The organism is Roseateles saccharophilus (assembly GCF_031458095.1).
Taxonomy (GTDB): Bacteria; Pseudomonadota; Gammaproteobacteria; order Burkholderiales; family Burkholderiaceae_C; genus Pelomonas; species Pelomonas saccharophila_A.
On sequence record NZ_JAVDXU010000001.1, the window covers coordinates 1,876,645 to 1,894,890 of the forward strand.

General features: G+C 68.6%; 16 protein-coding genes and 1 pseudogene. 13 read left to right on the top strand and 4 right to left on the bottom strand.

All coding sequences use genetic code 11. From position 1 onward, the window contains the following. The first annotated feature begins 8 nt into the window (after positions 1-8). On the top strand, positions 9-1,055 hold the full coding sequence (locus J2X20_RS08670) for a serine/threonine protein kinase (protein WP_310263411.1): 1,047 nt from the start codon (positions 9-11) through the stop codon (positions 1,053-1,055). On the opposite strand, the gene J2X20_RS08675 is transcribed toward J2X20_RS08670, so the two are convergent. Together J2X20_RS08675 and J2X20_RS08680 are read right to left on the bottom strand one after the other, a co-directional pair. Further along, positions 1,052-1,438 (bottom strand): YciI family protein, encoded by a 387-nt coding sequence (locus J2X20_RS08675; protein ID WP_310263413.1) that lies wholly within the window; start codon positions 1,436-1,438, stop codon positions 1,052-1,054. The two genes, J2X20_RS08670 and J2X20_RS08675, sit on opposite strands and share 4 nt — an antisense overlap. A 31-nt stretch (positions 1,439-1,469) precedes the next feature. Continuing rightward, positions 1,470-1,847, bottom strand: a complete 378-nt coding sequence (locus J2X20_RS08680) for a VOC family protein (RefSeq protein ID WP_310263415.1) — start codon at positions 1,845-1,847, stop codon at positions 1,470-1,472. A gap of 144 nt (positions 1,848-1,991) precedes the next feature. Here J2X20_RS08680 and imuA point away from each other — a divergent pair, with 144 nt between their 5' ends. From imuA to J2X20_RS08700, 4 genes are all read left to right on the top strand, one after another. Next, a complete protein-coding gene (gene imuA / locus J2X20_RS08685) occupies positions 1,992-2,846 on the top strand; it encodes a translesion DNA synthesis-associated protein ImuA (protein ID WP_310263417.1) in 855 nt (284 codons plus the stop codon). After that, on the top strand, positions 2,815-4,107 hold the full coding sequence (locus tag J2X20_RS08690; protein ID WP_310263419.1) for a Y-family DNA polymerase: 1,293 nt from the start codon (positions 2,815-2,817) through the stop codon (positions 4,105-4,107). Before imuA ends, J2X20_RS08690 begins: the two co-directional genes overlap by 32 nt. Then, positions 4,104-7,457: an error-prone DNA polymerase gene (locus J2X20_RS08695; protein WP_310263421.1), complete on the top strand. Its 3,354-nt coding sequence runs from the start codon at positions 4,104-4,106 to the stop codon at positions 7,455-7,457. The genes J2X20_RS08690 and J2X20_RS08695 overlap by 4 nt, the downstream gene beginning before the upstream one ends. A 334-nt stretch (positions 7,458-7,791) precedes the next feature. Beyond that, positions 7,792-8,802 carry a tetratricopeptide repeat protein gene (locus J2X20_RS08700; protein ID WP_310263425.1) on the top strand — a complete coding sequence of 337 codons (1,011 nt, stop codon included), beginning with the start codon at positions 7,792-7,794 and terminating at the stop codon, positions 8,800-8,802. A 204-nt stretch (positions 8,803-9,006) separates the two neighbouring features. Here the strand turns inward: J2X20_RS08700 and J2X20_RS08705 are convergent, their stop codons facing one another. Next, complete coding sequence (locus tag J2X20_RS08705; RefSeq protein WP_310263428.1) at positions 9,007-10,191, bottom strand: alkane 1-monooxygenase; 1,185 nt, start codon at positions 10,189-10,191, stop codon at positions 9,007-9,009. Positions 10,192-10,338: 147 nt separating this feature from the next. On the opposite strand from J2X20_RS08705, the gene msrP reads away from it, so the two are divergent. The 8 genes and pseudogenes from msrP (at position 10,339) to J2X20_RS08745 (ending at position 16,943) form a co-directional block, all read left to right on the top strand. Continuing rightward, entirely contained in the window at positions 10,339-11,307 is a 969-nt protein-coding gene (msrP, locus tag J2X20_RS08710) for a protein-methionine-sulfoxide reductase catalytic subunit MsrP (protein WP_310263430.1), read from the top strand. Next, positions 11,307-11,918, top strand: coding sequence for a protein-methionine-sulfoxide reductase heme-binding subunit MsrQ (locus J2X20_RS08715; protein ID WP_310263433.1), 612 nt, complete (start codon positions 11,307-11,309; stop codon positions 11,916-11,918). Before msrP ends, J2X20_RS08715 begins: the two co-directional genes overlap by 1 nt. Before the next feature lie 40 nt (positions 11,919-11,958). Beyond that, positions 11,959-12,498: pseudogene (locus tag J2X20_RS08720) on the top strand (FAD-dependent oxidoreductase); the annotation flags it as partial. Between the two features lie 312 nt (positions 12,499-12,810). Then, on the top strand, positions 12,811-13,206 hold the full coding sequence (locus J2X20_RS08725) for a dihydroneopterin aldolase (protein ID WP_056203616.1): 396 nt from the start codon (positions 12,811-12,813) through the stop codon (positions 13,204-13,206). Positions 13,207-13,211: 5 nt separating this feature from the next. Beyond that, positions 13,212-14,126, top strand: coding sequence for a tRNA 2-thiocytidine(32) synthetase TtcA (gene ttcA / locus J2X20_RS08730; protein WP_310263436.1), 915 nt, complete (start codon positions 13,212-13,214; stop codon positions 14,124-14,126). Between the two features lie 109 nt (positions 14,127-14,235). Then, a complete protein-coding gene (locus J2X20_RS08735; protein ID WP_310263438.1) occupies positions 14,236-14,859 on the top strand; it encodes a DUF4136 domain-containing protein in 624 nt (207 codons plus the stop codon). A gap of 168 nt (positions 14,860-15,027) precedes the next feature. Further along, a complete protein-coding gene (glmU, locus tag J2X20_RS08740) occupies positions 15,028-16,401 on the top strand; it encodes a bifunctional UDP-N-acetylglucosamine diphosphorylase/glucosamine-1-phosphate N-acetyltransferase GlmU (protein ID WP_310263441.1) in 1,374 nt (457 codons plus the stop codon). 122 nt (positions 16,402-16,523) lie between these two features. Beyond that, positions 16,524-16,943: a hypothetical protein gene (locus J2X20_RS08745; protein ID WP_310263443.1), complete on the top strand. Its 420-nt coding sequence runs from the start codon at positions 16,524-16,526 to the stop codon at positions 16,941-16,943. Positions 16,944-17,005: 62 nt separating this feature from the next. Here J2X20_RS08745 and J2X20_RS08750 read toward each other — a convergent pair whose 3' ends face one another. Beyond that, the gene (locus J2X20_RS08750; RefSeq protein ID WP_310263446.1) at positions 17,006-18,151 is read right to left on the bottom strand and encodes a BON domain-containing protein; all 1,146 of its coding nucleotides are present in this window, start codon (positions 18,149-18,151) and stop codon (positions 17,006-17,008) included. Between the last annotated feature and the right edge of the window lie 95 nt (positions 18,152-18,246).

Consider the following 18,246-nt stretch of genomic DNA (forward strand, 5'->3'; position numbering starts at 1 on the left):
CTCGCCGGATGCCCCACGCGATTCCTGACCTCAGCTTCGGCGACCTGACGCCGGAGTTCATGCTCGACGCCCTCGAGGCCGCCGGCCTGCGCGCCGATGGCCGGCTGCTGCAGCTCAACTCCTTCGAGAACCGCGTGCTGATGCTGCATCTGGAGGACGGCGGTGCGGCCGTGGCCAAGTTCTACCGGCCGGCGCGCTGGAGCGATGCGCAGATCCTGGAGGAGCATGCCTTCGCCGCCGAGCTGGCTGCGGCCGAGGTGCCGGTGGCCGCGCCTTGGCCGCTGGAAGGCGGCTCCACTCTTTTTCACTACCAGGGCCAGCGCCTGGCCGTCACGCCGCGCCAGGGCGGCCGCGGGCCGGAGCTGGAAGACCCCGAGGTACTGCGCTGGATCGGCCGCCTGCTGGCCCGCCTGCACGGTGTGGGCCGCCAGAAACCTTTCGCCGAGCGTCTGGCCTGGGCGAGCGCCGAGCCGGCGCAGACGGCCCGGGACTGGCTGATGGCCAACGACGCCATCCCGCCCGAGATCGCGGCCAACTGGGATGACGCGGCCCAGCGCTGCATCGCCGCCATCCAGGCCGCCTTCGACAGCCTGCCCGACCTGCAGCTGACCCGCCTGCATGGCGACTGCCATCCCGGCAATATCCTGTGGACGCCCGACCGCGGCCCGCATTTCGTCGACCTCGACGATGCCGTGACCGGTCCCGTGGTGCAGGACCTATGGATGCTGTTGCCCGGCGAGCCCGACGCCGCTCGCCAGTTGCTGAACGCCGTGCTGGACGGCTACGAGCAGATCGCCGAGTTCGACGACCGCGAGCTGCGCCTTATCGAACCGCTGCGCACCATGCGCATGATCCACCACAGCGCCTGGCTGGCCCGGCGCTGGGGCGACCCGGCTTTCCCGCTGGCCTTCCCCTGGTTCGGCACGCCCAACTACTGGCTGGACCAGGTCGCCAAGCTGCGCGAGCAGTTGGAGGCCATGAAGCCCAAGGACGCGCCGCCGACGCTGGCGCGGGACGAGGACGTGGTGGACTTCGACGGCGACGGCTTCTCTTAACGCCAGCTCGTAGGCGTCTCGTTGGTCGCCACCCTCACGTCGGCGAGGGTGGGATCCAGCGGGCGGATTTCCATGGTCAGGCCGAACTGCAGGCAGGGGTTCCCGGCCGCGATGGCCGCGGCCTGCTCCAGCGTCTCGGCGACGATGAACCAGTAGCCGCCGACCCATTCCTTGGTCTCGGCAAACGGGCCATCGGTGATGAGTCCGCCCTTGGCGACGACGCGGCAAGCCGGCTCCAGGCGGCTGCCGGGCTTGAGCCGGCCCTGGGCCAGGCCCTGCTCGTACCAGACATAGAAGGCATCGATGGCGGCCTGCACAGCCTGCGGGCTGGCGTCGGCATCCCATTGACCGCGGGACAGCACCAGATAGTCGTTCATCGGCATCGAGGCATCTCCTGGAAGGTGGGGCGCATCATCAGGGCAAGGGGCTGGTCAGCACCACCGAATAACCGTCGGGGTCGCGCAGCCAGAACTCCCAGTTGCCGTTCTCGCTCCAGCGCCGCGGCCTGACAACCTCGACGCCCAGGCCCTCGGCCCGCGCGACCGCGGCGTCGAAGTCCGGCAGCTCGAACCACAGCAGCACGCCGTTGCCGTGCGGCAGGGCCGGGTCGCCCAGCGGCCCATGGTCGTGGCCGACATCCCAGCGATGCAGTTGCAGCACCAGGCGCCCCTGGGCGTCGTTGACGCGCTCGTACTCGTCGCCGCCATGGCCGCTGTGGGCACCCAGCAGGCGTTGATACCAGCGGCTGCTGGCGGGCACGTCGCGAACGCAGATCAACGGGGCAAGTTGCATGGCGGCTCTCCGGGGCAGGCGTGAAATGCTAGCGGCTCGAGCCGGTCGATAGGCGGAAAATACTGGATATAAATACAGCATTGTGATCTCATCCAAGCTCCGGTTCCTTCCCTCTGACCCTCGCCCGCTCCGTGCTTCCCGGCCATGTCGCCCGCTTCCGTCGCCACTTCCGCCCCCCTTGTTCCGCCGCCTCTCGGCCGCCTGCCGCTGGACGACGCCCGTCTGCAGGGGCGACTGTGGCGCGGCAGCAGCCTGAGCACCGCCGCCGACCCGGCGCTGGCCAGCGGCTTCGCAGCCCTGGACGCCGAACTGCCCGGCGGCGGCTGGCCGCTGCGGGCCGTCACCGAGCTGCTGACGCCTCAGCCCGGCGTGCTGGAGTGGCGGCTGCTGGCCCCGGCCCTGCGCGACTGGTGGGCGGCCCAGGCCCTGCCGGCGGCCACGCCAAGCCGGCGCGGGCGCGCGGCCACGCCGGCACTGCGCTCGCTGCTGTTGATCAACCCGCCGCACACACCGCATCTGCCGGGCCTGCAGGCTCTGGGCCTGCCGCCAGCGGCCCTGGTCTGGGTGGAGGCCGGCACGCCGGCCCAGGCGCTCTGGGCCGCCGAGCAGGCCATCAAGTCGCGCGTGGCCATGCTGGCCTGGCTGCCCGAGACGCAGCCGGAGCAGATCCGGCGCCTGCAGGTCAATGCGCTGAGCTCCGACGCCCCGGCCTTCCTGATGCGGCCCGAACGCGTCCAGCAGCAGTCCTCGGCCGCGCCGCTGCGCCTGGTCGTGCAACCCGGCGAAGGCTGGGAACTGAACGTGCACCTGCTCAAGCGCCGCGGCCCGGCGCACGAGGGCTGGCTGCAGCTGTCCGCCGTGCCGGGCGAGGTCGAGCCCCTGCTGACGGCGGCCAAGCGCAAGCCCCTGCCTGTGCCGGCGCCGGAACCCACCCCGACACCCGTCAGTCCTCCCATGGAGCGCCATCATGCGCTGGCTCGCCCTGTGCTGCAGGCCTGATGCGCCCGCGGGTGACAGCGACGCCCTGGGCTGGCTGGCGCTGAGCTTCACGCCGCGCGTCGCGCGGCTGGAGGAGGCCGTCGTGGCCGAGGTGTCCACCAGCCTGAAGCTGTTCCGCGGCGCCCGCGCGCTGCGCCAGCGATTGCAGGCGCAAGCAGCGCAGGCCGGGCTGGCCCTGGGCAACATGGCCTGGGCACAGACGGCCCTGGGTGCGCTGGCGCTGGCGCGCTGTGCCGACACCACCCCTGGCCGCCTGAGCGAACGCCTGGACGCCCTGCCGCTGTCGGCCCTGAGCGCCGCCCAGGCCCACCACGCCATGCTGGCCCGCCTAGGCTGCACACGCCTGGGCGAGTTGCGCCGGCTGCCGCGCCCGGCCCTGGCCCGGCGCTTCGGCCCGGCCCTGCTGATGGCACTGGACCAAGCCTATGGCGACCTGCCCGAGGTGCACGAGTGGTTGAGCCTGCCCGACCGCTTCGACGCACGGCTGGAACTGCCTTATCGCGTCGAGCATGCGCCGGTGCTGCTGCACTTTGCCGAGGTGCTGCTGCGCCAGCTCTGTGCCTTCCTCACAGCTCGCCATGCCGGCGTGCGCGCGTTGCGCCTGTCCTGGCAGCACGACGCCATGCGCGCGCGGGACGTGGCCAGCAGCGGCGAGATCGACATTGCCACCGCCGACACGACACGCGACCTGCCTCGTCTGACGCGCCTGCTGGGCGAGCACCTCGCCCGCACCGAGCTGGCCGCCCCGGCCGGCGAGATCCGCCTCAGTGCCGACACCGTGCTGCCCTTGCAGGAAGGCAGCGTCAGCTTGCTGCCCGGCCCCTCCGACCCGGCCGAGCGCACGACGACGAATGCGCTGCTGGAGCGGCTGTCCGTGCGCCTGGGTGCCGACCACGTGCGCGAGGGTCGGTTGCGTGAGGACCACCGGCTCGACCATATGCAGAGCTGGCGGGCCTGGCCGGCCCCACCGGCCACCGCCTCGCGCCGCCCCTCAGGCCCCCAACCCACCTGGCTCGTGCAGCCGCCCCGGCCGCTGCGCTCCGATGCGCGCGAGCAGCCGACCTACTGCGGCGCCTTGACCCTCGTCAGCGGCCCGCACCGCGTCGAGGCGGGCTGGTGGGAAGGCGCCAGCGGCATGCAGGCGCGCGACTACTTTGTGTACCGCAGCGCCACGCGCGGCCTGCTGTGGGTCTATCACGAGCGGCCTTCATCGACCGCATCCGCCGCTCCCGGCTGGTTTCTTCATGGAGTGTTTGCATGACGCCTCCCATGTCAGACCGCGACGAAAGGCTGGCGATGCTGCGCCAGCAAGGCATTGACTCGGAGGCCGAGCTGCGACGAGCGGCCGATGGCGGTTGGCCATCTCCGTTCTCCGGTTCAGGTGGCGAGCTGCCGCGCTACGCCGAGCTGCACTGCCTGTCGGCCTTCAGCTTCCTGCGCGGCGCCTCGGAGCCGGCGGAGCTGGTCGAGCGCGCCTGCGAGCTGGGCTACGAGGCCCTGGCCATCACCGACGAATGCTCGCTGGCCGGGGTCGTGCGCGCCCACAAGCAGCTGCGGGAGATGCGCGAGGCGGCGCATCACATCCTCAAGGAAGAGGCGAAAGAGGCTGGCCTGCCGACCGAGGACATCGAGCAACCGCAACTGATGAAGCTGCTGATCGGCAGCGAATTCCTCGTCCGCGACGACGCCGGCACGCCGCGCTTCAAGCTCGTGCTGATCGCGCAGAACCTCAATGGCTACGGCAATCTCAGCCAGTTCATCACCCGGCTGCGCCGCGCCAGCCCGGTCAAGGGCGAGTACACCCTGTACTGGCGCCAGCTCGCGCCCGAGAAGCTGGGTGATTGCCTGGCCCTGCTCGTGCTGCCCCGCGAAGCCCCCGATGCCGAGCTGGCGCCGGCCGCGCATTGGGTGCTGCGCCATTTCGCCGGCCGCGCCTGGATCGCCGTCGAGCTGATGCGCGAGGCCAGCGACGCGCTGTGGCTGCAGCGCCTGCAGGCGCTGTCCGAGCAAACCGCCCTGCCCCTGGTGGCCGCCGGCGACGTGCACTTCCATGTGCGCTCGCGCAAGGCCCTGCAGGACGTGATGACGGCCACGCGGCTGGGCCGCACCGTGGCCGAGTGCGGCTTCGACCTTCAGCCCAACGCGGAGCAGCATCTGCGCAGCACTTATCGAGTCTCCCGGGTCTATCCGGAAGCGTTGATGCGCGAAACACTGCAGGTGGCGGCGCGGTGCGAGTTCAGCCTCAGCGAGATCAGCTATCACTATCCGAGCGAGGTCGTGCCACCGGACGTCACGGCCGCTCAGCACCTGCGCAATCTGACCTATGCCGGCGCCGAGAAGCGCTGGCCCTGGGACAAGCAGGGCCTCGGCGGTGTGCCGGACAAATGGAAAGCTCGCATCGAGTACGAACTCGAGCTGATCGAGGAACTGGGCTACGAGCACTACTTCCTGACGGTTGGCGAGGTCGTGGAGTTCGCACGCAGCATCAAGATCCTCTGCCAGGGCCGCGGCTCAGCGGCCAACAGCATCGTTTGCTACTGCCTGCACGTCACCTCCGTCGACCCGGACCGCAGCACCTTGCTGTTCGAACGATTCATCAGCCGCGAGCGCAACGAACCGCCGGACATCGACGTCGACTTCGAGCACGAGCGCCGCGAAGAGGTCATCCAGCACCTCTACAAGAAGTACGGCCGTGACCGCGCCGCGCTGACCGCCGTCGTCATCTGCTACCGCCCCAAGAGCGCCATCCGAGACGTGGGCAAGGCGCTGGGCTTCACGGAGGAACAACTCGATGTGATGAGCCAGGACCACAGCGGCTGGTCCACCCAGGTGCTGCCCGAGGAGCACCGCCTCGAACTGCTGCAAAAACTCGGCCTACCCGAGGACGACCCGCGCCTGCTGCAGCTCATCACGCTGGGCCGCCAGCTCAACGGCCTGCCGCGCCACCTCAGCCAGCACGTGGGCGGCTTCGTGTTGACCGAGGGGCCATTGGAGCGCCTCGTGCCCATCGAGAACGCGACCATGAAGGACCGCAGCGTCATCGAATGGGACAAGGACGACATCGACGAGCTGAAGATGATGAAGGTCGACGTGTTGGCCCTGGGCATGCTCAGTGCCATCCGGCGCTGCTTCGATCTCGTCAACCGGATGCGCGGCACGTCCATCGACCTCACCATCCCCGACAACGACACCGCCACCTACGACATGATCTGCAAGGCCGACACCATCGGCGTGTTCCAGATCGAGTCGCGAGCGCAGATGTCGATGCTGCCGCGCCTGCAGCCACGCAAGTACTACGACCTCGTGGTCGAGGTGGCCATCGTGCGGCCCGGCCCCATCGAAGGCGGCATGGTGCATCCCTACCTGAAGAACCGCGCGCTGGACCCCAAGGACATCAAGTACCCGAAGGAGGCCCTGAAGGAAGCGCTCGAACGCACCTGCGGCGTTCCCATCTTTCAGGAGCAGGTCATGCAGGTGGCCATGATCGCGGCCGGTTTCACTGCAACCGAAGCCGATGGCCTGCGCCGCGCGATGGCGGCATGGAAGCGCCCCGGCGTGCTCGACAAGTACTACGACAAGGTCATCAAGGGCATGCGGGAACGCGGCTACGAAGACGCCTTCGCCGAGCAGATCTTCAGCCAGATCAAGGGCTTCTCCTCCTACGGCTTCCCCGAGTCCCATGCCGCCAGCTTTGCCCTGCTGACCTATGTCAGCTCCTGGCTCAAATGCCATGAGCCGGCGGCCTTCCTGTGTGCACTGCTGAACTCCCAGCCGCTGGGCTTCTACACACCCAGCCAGTTGGTGCAGGACGCACGCCGCCATCACGTCGAGGTGAGGGCCATCGACGTCAACCACAGCAACAGGTACAGCACCCTCGAGCACCGCGACGGCGAACACCAGCCGGCAGTGCGCCTGGGGCTGCATCTGGTCAGCGGCTTGGGTGACGAGGCGGCCGACCGCATCGAGCAGGCCCGTACACGCGACGGCGATTTCGCCCACCCGCAGGACCTCGCCTTCCGCGCCCGCCTCACCCAGCAGGACATGCAGCAGCTCGCCGCCGCCGATGCCCTCACCTCACTCGCCGGCCACCGCCGCCAGCAGGTCTGGCAGGCCTCGGCCCTGCATGCCATGCCCGAACTGCTGCAGGGCAGCCTGCTGCCCGAGGACGACCTCGCCCTACCGGCCGCTGCCGAGGGCGAGGAAGTGCTGTGGGACTACGCTGCCACCGGCCTGACGCTGCGCCGCCACCCGCTGGCCCTTCTACGTCCGCGCCTGGCCAAGGAGGGCCTGCTGAGCGCCCAGCAGCTCGACGCCGTCAAGAGCGGCCGCCGCGCCAAGGCCTGCGGCATCGTCACTGGGCGGCAAAAGCCGCAGACGGCCAAGGGCACCCTCTTCGTCACGCTGGAAGACGAGACCGGCAATGTGCAGGTCATCGTCTGGCCCAAGGTTTATGAAGAACACCGCGGCACCATCCTCGGCGCGCGCCTGCTGGCCGTGGAAGGCGTCTGGCAGCGCGGGGATGGCGATGTGCGGCATCTGCTGGCGCAGGGATTCACCAACCTCAACCCGCTGCTGGGCAGGCTGCCGACGGAGAGTCGGGATTTCAGGTGAGGGGCGGCGGCATCAGGCCAAAAGCAGTTCGGGCCGCCGTGGCGGCAGCTCTCGTGCGAAGCGGTAGTGTGTGTTTACCGAATCGATTGGATAGCACGAGCGACGCGATGCGGCCACTGAACTGAGGCGCCTGACAGGCGAACTTTGACAATGAATACGCTGGCGCTCCAGTCTGTGAGTTCTTGGAAGCTTCGGTCTAATGTTCCGTCAATGAGGGCGGCGCGATGTGCCTGAACGCGACGTCAGCTCTGCAATGGCTGCGGCACGAAAAAACGTTGTCCTATAGAAACGGAGACCCCATTTGAGAAGATCTTGGAGATTCAAGTCGCGAGTCTTGCTCGCCGTCACCTGCATTGCCATAACTGTCGCTGCTGCTGCCGAGCCTGCGCGAGTTCCGGCAGACGCTCTGCAACATTGGAATGCGGCAGGAATCCGCGCGAGTCAGTTTGATTGGGGAGGTGCAATCATTGAGATCAATGCTGTCATTGCCCTGCTCCCCAATGAACCCGCGGCGTTGAACTTTCGCGGCGATATGCATTTGCGGATGCAAAACTGGGCTCAAGCGGAGGCTGACTACTCGCGCGCTATCGAACTCTACGGGGCTAACAAACAGGCCGCTCAATCGCTGATCCGGCGGAGCACCATCTGGACTAGATCGCGACCCGATGATTCGCTCAAAGACATCGAACGAGCGGTCAGACTTGATCCTGACTATGCTGAGGCCCGATACATGCATGCGGCCGCTTTATGGCAGCGAGGCCTCAACAAAGACGCACTTGAAGAAATAAACAAGGGCATCGCGCTTGATCCCGACAAGGGTCTTTATCACCAAATGCGCGGGATGGTGCTGGAGAGGCTGGGGGACCTTGCTAGTGCAAAGGCAGCCTTGGATATCGGGGTGCAGCGCGAGCCCAGCATGTTCATGACTTGGTCTGCGCGCGCTTCGCTAGGTCTGAAGTTGGGCGACTTCGTGTCAGCCAGAGATGACGCCAACAAGGCACTGTCTCTGTTCCCCTCGGCCCGCGGAATGCGCGTTACCGTCGCGATTGCGACCGCACTTCTTGGGGATATCGTTGCTGCCAACGCCATGTTTCTCGAAATTGCAGCGCAGACACCAGAGGCGCTGTCACCTCAAGCACGAGTTGCGGGCCTGGAGATCGATGCCGTTCTTGAGCGAATAGGCCGAAACGATGTCAATGGCGCCCGTGCTGAACTCGCTTGGGGACTGGTGTGCAAGGCCCGCGGAGAGAAAGATGATGCCAAACGACATTTCGCAGAGGCGCTAAGAAGAGATCCGTCTACGCATTCGGAGGTTGAGATCGCTCGAGCCGAAGCGCGACGGTGAGGACTAAACCGGGCGACGCACGTCTTTGCGCGAAGTTGCCGCAAAGGTTGTCGCCAACGGGCAATGACGTTCTGAGTTCTGGGCTGGTTCGCGAGCTTCGTGCAGAACCGTAGCGGTTCATATAACAGCGCACTAAGGGGGTCGAGCGGCGTGTGCACACGTGGTATCGCACAGGCGTGCGACCGCTTAGAGCCGCGGTCGCCCTTACCTTTCGCGTCCCTTGCCCCACCATTTCTCCAACCTCCCCCTCTTCCCCTCCTGCACATTTGCCCTCCCCAACTCCCCGCCGTAATGCGCCATCACCCTGCGGTCCATCAACCGGAACCACAGCGGCGGCACATAGGCCACCAGCAGCAGGCCGGCATAGCCGCTGGGCAGCTGCGGCGCCTCTTCGAAATGCCTGAGAGCCTGGTAGCGGCGCGCCGGATGGGCGTGGTGGTCGCTGTGGCGTTGCAGGTGGTACAGGAACAGGTTGGACATGCGGTGGTTGCTGTTCCACGAGTGCTCGGGCGCGCAGCGCTCGTAGCGGCCGTCGGGCCCGCGCTGGCGTAGCAGGCCGTAGTGCTCGATGTAGTTCACCACCTCCAGCAGCTGGGCGCCGTAGAACGCCTGCACGAGCAGGAAGGGCAGCACCGCCCAACCCAGCCAGGCGACCAGGCCCGCGTAGAGCAGCGCCGTCATGGCCCAGGCTTGCAGGCATTGGTTGCGCCAGTGCCAGGGGCCATGGCCGCGGCCGGTCAGGCGGTCGCGCTCCAGCTGCCAGGCCGAATGCAGGCTGCCCCACATCGTGCGCGGCAGGAAGGCCCAGAAGCTCTCGCCCAGGCGGGCGCTGGCCGGGTCCTCGGGCGTGGCCACGCGCCGGTGGTGGCCGCGGTTGTGCTCGACGAAGAAATGGCCGTACGCCACCGGCGCCAGCACCAGGCGCGACAGCCAGCGCTCCCAGGCGGCGTGTTTGTGGCCCAGCTCGTGGGCGGTGTTGATGGCGATCCCGTTGATGCCCCCCACCGTCACCACCAGGCCCGCGAGGCCCACCCAGCCCAACCCGCCGTGCACGGCCAGCCAGGCGCCGTGCAGCGTCAGCCCGAACTGCAGCGGCACGAAGACCAGCAGCACGACGAGGTACCAGCGGTCGGCCTCGAGCGCGGGCACCAGCGCCTCGGGCGGGTTGCTGCGGTCCTCGCCCAGCAACGTGTCCAGCAGCGGGATCAGCGTGTACATGACGCCCGGCAGCAGCCACAGCCAGAAGGCGTCGCCGCTGCGGCCGGCCTGCCAGACGTTCAGCCAGGCCAGCCCCGGGAACAGGCCCGACAGCAGCCAGGCGTAACGCTTGGCGTCGCGCCATCGCGTGGGAGCAGGTGCAGGAGCGGGCGCCGACAGGGTGGCAGGCATGGCGGCATGCTCGGCGGCCGGGCGGCGGCCGTCAAGGACGGCGCTACTCAGGTTTACACAGGGCCTCGTACGGCCCGGCGCCAGGCGGTGTAAGTTCCGGCCATCCCTGGCCGACCGAACCGCCAGACCCACCGTATCGCACACACCATGCTGATCAAGACCTCCGCCGCCCACGAGCCCCTGTCCAGCGAGATCACGCCCCGCCGCGTCTACCTGAACCGCCGCACAGCCCTGGCCGGCCTGGGTCTGGCCGCGACCTCGCCGCTGGCCCTGTCCCAGGCCGCGCCGGGCGGCGGCAAGCTGCCCAAGCTGCCAGGCGCCCACTCGGCCGTGCCCGGCGCCCTGGTCATGGACAAGGTCACCAGCTACGCCGACGCCACCTCGTACAACAACTTCTACGAATTCGGCACCGACAAGTCCGACCCGGCCGCCCACGCCCACACCCTCAAGCCCCGGCCGTGGACGGTCAGCATCGAGGGTGAATGCGCCAAGCCCGGCCGCTACGACCTGGACGCCCTGCTCAAGCTCAGCGCGATGGAAGAGCGCGTCTACCGGCTGCGCTGCGTCGAGGGCTGGAGCATGGTCATCCCCTGGGTCGGCTATTCGCTGGGCGAGCTGCTCAAGCAGGCCCAGCCCACGTCCAAGGCCAAATACGTCGAGTTCACGACGCTGGCCGACAAGGCCCAGATGCCCGGCGTGCGTTCCGGCGTGCTGGACTGGCCCTATGTCGAGGGCCTGCGCATCGACGAGGCCATGCACCCGCTGGCCCTGCTGGCCTTCGGCATGTATGGCGAAGTGCTGCCCAACCAGAACGGCGCGCCGCTGCGCCTCGTGGTGCCCTGGAAGTACGGCTTCAAGTCGGCCAAGAGCATCGTCAAGATCCGCTTCGTCGAGAAGGAGCCCGTGTCGAGCTGGACCAAGGCGGCCCAGCAGGAATACGGCTTCTATTCCAATGTGAACCCCAATGTGGCCCACCCGCGCTGGAGCCAGGCCAGCGAACGCCGCATCGGCGAGGACGGCCTGTTCGCCAAGAAGCGGCCGACGCTGATGTTCAACGGCTACGAGGCCCAGGTCGGGCAGCTCTACGCAGGCATGGACCTGAAGCGCAACTACTGATGAAGGCGGCGTTGACGCGCGCGCTGCTGCACCCAGCGGCGAAGGTGCTGCTGTTCCTGCTTTGCCTGGGCCCCCTGGCCTGGCTGGTCTATGGCGCCTTCGCCAACCAGCTCGGTGCCAACCCGGCCGAGGCCCTGATCCGCCGCCTGGGCGACTGGACGCTGCGCGGCCTGTGGCTGACGCTGGCCATCACGCCGCTGCGCGAGCTGACGGGGCTGGCCGCGCTCGCAAGGTTCCGGCGCATGCTGGGCGTCTTCACCTTCAGCTACGCGACCCTGCACCTGATGGCCTACAGCTGGCTGGACCAGGGCCTGGATTTCGCCGTCATCGCCACCGACATCGCCAAGCGGCCCTTCATCCTGATGGGCTTCACGGCCTGGGCGCTGATGCTGCCGCTGGCCGCCACCAGCTTCAACAGGGCCATCAAGGCCCTGGGTGCCAAGCGCTGGCAAGCCCTGCACAAGGCCATCTACGCCATCTCCGTCATCGCGCTGATGCACTTCATCTGGATGCGCGCCGGCAAGCACAACTTCGCCGAGCCGGCCGTCTACGGCGTGATCCTTGCCGCGCTGCTGGGGTGGCGCCTCTGGAAGCGATTCAGCAGGAAATAGCCTCGCCTGGGATAATTCGCGGCTTTGCCCCGGCCGCCCCATGCCCAGCCCCACTTCCATCGACGTAGCCATCCTCGGCGGCGGCCCTGCCGGCTGCAGCGCTGCGTCCTGGCTGGGCCAGATGGGCATGAGTACCCTGCTGGTCGAGCGCGAACCCCGTCTGTGCGCCGCCCTGGCCGGCCTGGACTTTGCCCAGGACTGGGTGCTGGGCGAGCCCGCCGCCCACCTGGCGGCGCTGGGCCAGCACTACGCCGCCCAGGCCCAGGCCACGCCCGGCATGACGCTGCGCCTGGGCACGCGGGCCGAATCCGCGCGCCACACGCCCGAGGGCTGGACGCTGCAACTGGCCACCGGCGAGCATGTGCAGGCCCGCGCCCTGCTCGTCGCCACCGGCCTGCGCCTGCTGCGCCCGGCGCGCTATTTCGCCGTGCCACACGAGCGTGTGCTGGATGCCTCCCAGCTCACGGCCCGCCGCGAGAGCCTGCCCCCCGGCCGTGTGCTGCTGCTGGGTGCCGGCGACAACGCGGCCGAGAACGCCCTCTTCCTGGCTGAGCGCGGCCACCAGGTCACCGTGTGGTCGCGCGGCAGCTGGCGTGCCCAGGTCCATCTGGCGGAGAAGGCCGAGTCGCATCCGCACATCACCGTGCAGCTGGCCACGCCCCTGCCCGAGGCCCTGCTGCCGGACGCCAGCGGCGTCACGGTCGGCAGCGAGCGCTTTGATTACGTCGCCGCCCTGCTGGGTTTCGAGCCCGAACCCTCGGCCTTCGCATTGCTGGACGAGGCCTCGCGCCAACGCGCCTTCGTCGCCGGCGACGCCAGCCGCCGCTGGCACCCCTGCGTGCAGACGGCCCTGGCCGATGGCGTGCAGGCGGCCAAGCAGATCGAGCTGGCCCTGCGCCCGCAGGTCGCCGCCGCGCCGCAGCGCTACAACAACCGCCAGGTCATCCACCTGCAGGGCCTGCGTTTCCGCGCCAACCTGGGCGTGCTCGACTTCGAACGCACCGGGCCCCAGCCCATCCAGGTCGATGCCGAGGTCAACCTGGGCGCCATGCCGGTGGTCGCGCGCGACGCCGACATCGGCCATGTGCTGGACTACCGCCGCGTGCGCACGGCCATCATCGACGAGTGCACGGCTGAGCACACCGACCTCGTCGAAGCCCTGCTGGGCAAGCTCTGCAACCGCCTGATGAGCCTGCCCGGCGTCGTCGGCGTGCGCCTGAAGCTGACCAAGCTCGAAATCTTTCCCGACTGCGAAGTCGCAATCAGCACCGAACTGGGTGCATGGTGAGTCCTATGTCTGAAGTCCTCGATCTCGAACAAGCCGCCGCCGAGAAAAAAGCGGCCCACGAAATCAACAAGTTGTCCAAGCGCCTGCATCGGCAAGTGGGCCAGGCCATCACCGACTTCAACATGATCGAAGACGGCGACAAGGTCATGGTCTGCCTGTCGGGTGGCAAGGACAGCTACGCCATGCTGGACATCCTGCTCAACCTGCAGCAGCGCGCGCCCATCAAGTTCAGCCTCGTCGCCGTCAACCTCGACCAGAAGCAGCCCGGCTTCCCGGAAGAAGTGCTGCCCAACTACCTGCGTTCGCGCGGCGTGGACTTCCACATCGAGAACCAGGACACCTATTCCATCGTCAAGAAGCTCATCCCCGAGGGCAAGACGACCTGCAGCCTGTGCTCGCGCCTGCGCCGCGGCATCCTCTACCGCGTGGCCGGCGAGCTCGGCGCCACCAAGATCGCCCTGGGCCATCACCGCGACGACATGGTCACGACGCTGTTTCTGAACATGTTCTTCGGCAGCCGCATGAAGGGCATGCCGCCCAAGCTGGTCAGCGACGACGGCAAGAACGTCGTCATCCGGCCGCTGGCCTATGTGAAGGAGCCCGACCTGGTGCGCTGGGCCGAGCACCGCGAGTTCCCCATCATCCCGTGCAACCTCTGCGGCAGCCAGGAGAACCTGCAGCGCGTGCAGGTCAAGGCCATGATCAACGAGTGGGAGAAGCGCTACCCGGGCCGCATCGACAACATCTTCACGGCCATGGGCAATATCGTGCCCTCGCACATGATGGACAAGAAGCTCTTCCCCTTCGAGACCATGAAGGCGACGGGCGTGGCGGACGCGGGCGGCGACATCGCCTTCGACGACGACGAGTCTTGCGCGACGCCGTCGCCGGCGGCCTCGGTCATCACGCTGCAACGCTAGGGCGACGCGAAACAGGCTGCCGTCGCAGTGACCTGTTTTGCGCCGCCTTTACACGAGGGCAATCTGGCCGCGTCAGAATCCCCTCCATCACCCAAGATGGAGGTGTTCCATGAACCGCCGCCTGATCCTGTCCGCCGTCGCTGCCGCGTCGGTCGTAGCCCTCACCGGCTGCGCCGGTCCCTACACGGTCTCCGCTGACGTCTCCAGTTATGGCAACTGGCCGGCCGACCGCAAGCCCGGCACCTACGCCTTCGACCGCCTGCCCTCGCAGCAGCAGAGCGAGGAGGCCGCCAAGCGCCAGGAAACGCTGGAGAACGCCGCCAAGGCCGGGCTGGAGAAGGCCGGCTTCAAGCCCGCGGCCGACGCCAAGAGCGCCGACGTCCTCGTCACCCTGGGGGCCCGCGTCACCGCCTACGACCCCGTGCCCTGGGACGACCCGTTGTGGTGGCGCTGGCGCGGTCGCATGTTCTCGCCCCGCTATGGCTACGCCGCCGGATGGGGCGGCTGGGGCTGGCGCCAGGACCCCTTCTTCGACCGCCGCTACGACCGCGCCGTGGCCGTGCTGATGCGCGACCGTGCCAGCGGCGAGGCCCTGTTCGAGACCCATGCCAGCAACGAAGGCATGACCATGGGCGGCGAGGCCGTCATCGGCAGCCTCTTCGACGCCGCCCTGGCCGAGTTCCCCAAGGTCAACCCCAAGTCGCACCGCGTGTCCGTACAGGCGACGAGATAGCCACCCCCTACCGGCTTCGCCGGCCCCCTCAAGGGGGCACCACCAGCGGCCCGGCAAAGCCGGTTCCGCGGTGGTCGCCCTGGGTAAGGCACGACGCCAGACGTGTCCGCGCGTCGCGATAGCCTGCCCATAATCGCGACTTCGTCAAAACGTAGTCGCAAGGCAGGCATGGCGCTCAATATCGTGATCATGGCGGCGGGCAAGGGCACCCGCATGAAGTCCGCAACGCCCAAGGTCTTGCACAAGCTCGCCGGCCGCTCGCTGCTGGCCCATGTGCTGAAGAGCTGCGAGTCCCTGGCCGCCGACGCGCGCATCGTCATCACCGGCCACGGCGCCGAGCAGGTCGAGGCCGCCGTGGCCGGCGTCTCCTTCGTGCGCCAGATGCCCCAGCTGGGCACCGGCCACGCCATCCAGCAGGTCGTGCCCGCCCTCGTGGGCGAGGGTACGACGCTGATCCTCAATGGCGACGTGCCCCTCATCGAGACGAGCACGGCCAAGGCCCTTATCGACGCCTGCGCCGGCCATGCCCTGGTGCTGCTGACCGTCGACCTCGCCGACCCCACCGGCTATGGCCGCATCATCCGCGACCCCGATGACGGCGGCGTGCTCGCCATCGTCGAGCACAAGGACGCCACGCCCCAGCAGCGCCTCATCCACGAAGGCTACAGCGGCATGATGGCCGCCCCCACCGTGGCGCTGAAGCGCTGGGTCGGCCAGCTGACCAACAACAATGCCCAGGGCGAGTACTACCTGACCGACATCGTCGCCATGGCCGTCGCCGAGGGCCTGCCGGTGCTGGGCATCAAGGCCCACAACGAGATCGAGGTGCTGGGCGTCAACGACCCGGTCCAGCTCGCCCAGCTCGAGCGCGCCTTCCAGCTGCGCCAGGCGACGGCACTGATGCATGCCGGCGTGCGCCTGGCCGACCCGGGCCGTTTCGACCTGCGCGGCACGCTGACCCACGGCCAGGACGTCGAGATCGACGTCAACTGCGTCTTCGAAGACGATGTGAGCCTGGGCGATGGCGTGCGCGTCGGCGCCAACTGCGTCATCCGCAACGCCAAGATCGCCGCCGGCGCGCGCATCCACGAGTTCACCCACATCGACGGCGAGGCCGCCGGCGCCAGCGTCGGCGAAGGCGCGCTGATCGGGCCGTTTGCCCGCCTGCGCCCCGGCGCCCAGCTCGGCGCCGAGGTCCACATCGGCAACTTCGTCGAGGTCAAGAACTCGACGCTGGCCAAGGGCGCCAAGGCCAACCACCTGGCCTATCTCGGCGACGCCACCGTCGGCGAGCGCGTCAACTACGGCGCCGGTGCCATCACGGCCAACTACGACGGCGCCAACAAGCACCGCACCACCATCGGCGACGACGTCCACGTCGGCTCCAACTGCGTGCTGGTGGCCCCGCTCACCATCGGCAAGGGCGCCACCATCGGCGGCGGCTCCACCATCACCAAGGAAGTTGCACCTGGTGACCTGGCTGTGGCGCGTGGCAAACAAGTTGCATTGGCTGGCTGGACCCGTCCGACCAAGAAGCGTTGAATAGAAGCTGTCCCGTGACTTAGTTCCGGCGATTGCTTCACGAGGCCCGGGTTGAGGGGAAGCTCGCCGGCCCGGCCCGCCGTTACGATGGCCCCGACTCACGAATGCCGCTGTAGCACTCCATGGCCCAAGAACTCGACTTTGCCGCGCTCTCGCTTGACGATGCCGTCCCGGCCGATCTCGGTGCCTATGAGATCGCCCAGGCACGCAGCGAGGAAGACGCCCGCAACCGTGCCCTCGAACTCAAGGCCCAGGCCTGCGACAACGCCGCAGAAGCCTGCTGGTACCTGGCCCGCAGCCTGGGCGCCGCACGCGATCTGCCCCAGGATGGCGAAGCCAGCCTGGAGCTGCTGTTCCAGCTGATCGGTGCCCTGGCCGACCTGCCCACCGACATCGCCGCCGCGCCCCTGCCCGAAGTCATCGGCGGCCGTGACGATGGCATCACCGAACTCTGCCTGCAGCTCGAGGCCGCCCGCGAGGTGACCGAGGAAGCGCTGATCGACGCTGAGCTGGCACCGGCACGCAGCCAGTTCTGTCACTAAGCCAAATCGCCCAAAGCAAAGGCGCCCCGAGGGGCGCCTTTTTCATGGCCGTGCGGCCGCTCTTACTGCTGGATGACGGGCGCCTGGCTGACGACCGTCGCAGGCGGCAGCGTCAGGCGGTTGTCGACCGCCTTCACGCCCGTCGCGGACGAGGCGACGACCGTGGCTCGCTCGCGCGTCTGGCTGTCGGGCGCCTGGCCTTCCAGCTTCACGACGCCATGGTCGGTGCTGACGGCGATGGGCACGGCGGCCAGCGTCGCGTCGGCGGCCAGGGCCATGCGCACCTTGACCGTGATGCCGCTGTCTTCAGCCACCGCCGGCTGAGCCGGGGCCTGCGGCGTGGTCTGGGCCAAGGGAGGCGTCCCCGTCGCGGCCGAACTGGCGGCCGTGTCCGGCGTGGTGGCGGCGATGGGCGGGATGACGGCCGGCGGCGTCACGACGGGCTGGGGCGCCGTCACCGGGCCGGCCGAGGTCGGCGGCATCACGATGGGGGCGTTGCCGGGCGGCACGCTGAGCGGCTGTGCATTCGCCGGCGCCGCGGCGACCGTGGTCGGCGGCGGCAAGGTGGGTGCCGGCGTGTTCGGTGCGGCGCGCTGGACCATGTCAGGACGCGGCGCTGGCGTCGGGGCCTGGGCGAGGGTGCGGGACTCGACGGCCGGACGGCTCGTCGTCACGGGCGGGCCCAACCGGGCCGGCTCGACGGGCTCCGGCGTGGCTGCGGCCATGGCCGTCGTCGATGCCGTGCTGTCCGCGGCCTGCGAAGCGGCGGGCGTTTCAAGGGCCGGCGTGGCGTCGGCAACCTGGGCCGGCTGTTCGGCGCTGCCCACCACCAGGGCAGGCGGCGTGACCGGCGCTTCACTCGGGCGGTTCATGGCCCAGATGGCGACGGCCGCGATGATGGCGGCGCCAGCACCGGCGGGAATCATCCAGCTGATCTGACGGTCACGGTGGATGGCGGCTGGCGCGGGACCCGTGGGCGTCGGCTGCGGACGCACGAAGGCAGGGTCGACGCGGGGCGCTTCGGTCGCCGCCGCCGCATTCAGCGGCGCGTGGATGGAGACCTTGGCGCCCGCACCGGCGGGCTTGAATCGCGCCGCGCCGACGGCGGGCCGGCCGGTGGACTTCAGCGCATCGGGCAAATGCTCGGGCTTGGTCTCTTCCAGGTGGCTGGCCCAACCCTCGGCGTGCATCGATTTCGGGAATTTCATATCTGCCTCCAGATCGTCGTGGTCGACGTTTGCGGTGGAGACAACTTTGAAGTGACCCGACGGCGCGCCCTGCCGGTGCAGGCACCTTCGCCTTG

Coding starts and splice junctions, on each gene's coding strand:
- J2X20_RS08670 (WP_310263411.1), top strand. CDS start 9: ATGCCCCACGCGATTCCTGACCTCAGCTTCGGCGACCTGACGCCGGAG.
- J2X20_RS08675 (WP_310263413.1), bottom strand. CDS start 1,438: ATGCCGATGAACGACTATCTGGTGCTGTCCCGCGGTCAATGGGATGCC.
- J2X20_RS08680 (WP_310263415.1), bottom strand. CDS start 1,847: ATGCAACTTGCCCCGTTGATCTGCGTTCGCGACGTGCCCGCCAGCAGC.
- imuA (WP_310263417.1), top strand. CDS start 1,992: ATGTCGCCCGCTTCCGTCGCCACTTCCGCCCCCCTTGTTCCGCCGCCT.
- J2X20_RS08690 (WP_310263419.1), top strand. CDS start 2,815: ATGCGCTGGCTCGCCCTGTGCTGCAGGCCTGATGCGCCCGCGGGTGAC.
- J2X20_RS08695 (WP_310263421.1), top strand. CDS start 4,104: ATGACGCCTCCCATGTCAGACCGCGACGAAAGGCTGGCGATGCTGCGC.
- J2X20_RS08705 (WP_310263428.1), bottom strand. CDS start 10,191: ATGCCTGCCACCCTGTCGGCGCCCGCTCCTGCACCTGCTCCCACGCGA.
- msrP (WP_310263430.1), top strand. CDS start 10,339: ATGCTGATCAAGACCTCCGCCGCCCACGAGCCCCTGTCCAGCGAGATC.
- J2X20_RS08715 (WP_310263433.1), top strand. CDS start 11,307: ATGAAGGCGGCGTTGACGCGCGCGCTGCTGCACCCAGCGGCGAAGGTG.
- ttcA (WP_310263436.1), top strand. CDS start 13,212: ATGTCTGAAGTCCTCGATCTCGAACAAGCCGCCGCCGAGAAAAAAGCG.
- J2X20_RS08735 (WP_310263438.1), top strand. CDS start 14,236: ATGAACCGCCGCCTGATCCTGTCCGCCGTCGCTGCCGCGTCGGTCGTA.
- glmU (WP_310263441.1), top strand. CDS start 15,028: ATGGCGCTCAATATCGTGATCATGGCGGCGGGCAAGGGCACCCGCATG.
- J2X20_RS08745 (WP_310263443.1), top strand. CDS start 16,524: ATGGCCCAAGAACTCGACTTTGCCGCGCTCTCGCTTGACGATGCCGTC.
- J2X20_RS08750 (WP_310263446.1), bottom strand. CDS start 18,151: ATGAAATTCCCGAAATCGATGCACGCCGAGGGTTGGGCCAGCCACCTG.